The sequence below is a fragment of the Streptomyces zaehneri genome, assembly GCF_032248645.1.
Classification (GTDB): Bacteria; Actinomycetota; Actinomycetes; order Streptomycetales; family Streptomycetaceae; genus Streptomyces; species Streptomyces coriariae.
Window position 1 is genome coordinate 1 of record NZ_JASTTJ010000094.1, and the last position, 255, is coordinate 255.

General features: G+C 65.5%; 1 protein-coding gene. It reads left to right on the top strand.

The genetic code is table 11. The annotated features are described in order from the left end of the window. Positions 1–56 precede the first annotated feature (56 nt). A partial coding sequence (locus tag QQM72_RS40790) for a hypothetical protein (RefSeq protein ID WP_314225849.1) occupies positions 57–255 on the top strand: 199 nt, incomplete at its 3' end.

Consider the following 255-nt stretch of genomic DNA (forward strand, 5'->3'; position numbering starts at 1 on the left):
TGTTGGACGGGGGGTATTGGTATCGGAATCTGCGGGAGCCGGTGCGTTTGGAGGAGGTGACGCGGCGGTTGTTGGGTGAGGGGCGGCGGGTGTTCGTGGAGATGAGTCCGCATCCGGTGCTGGGTTTTGTGGTGGCGGAGACGATGGGTGCGGTGGGTGTGGATGGTCTGGTGGTGGGGTCGTTGCGTCGTGGTGAGGGGGGTCTGGAGCGGTTCCTGCGGTCGGTGGGTGAGGTGTTCGCGGGGGGTGTTGATG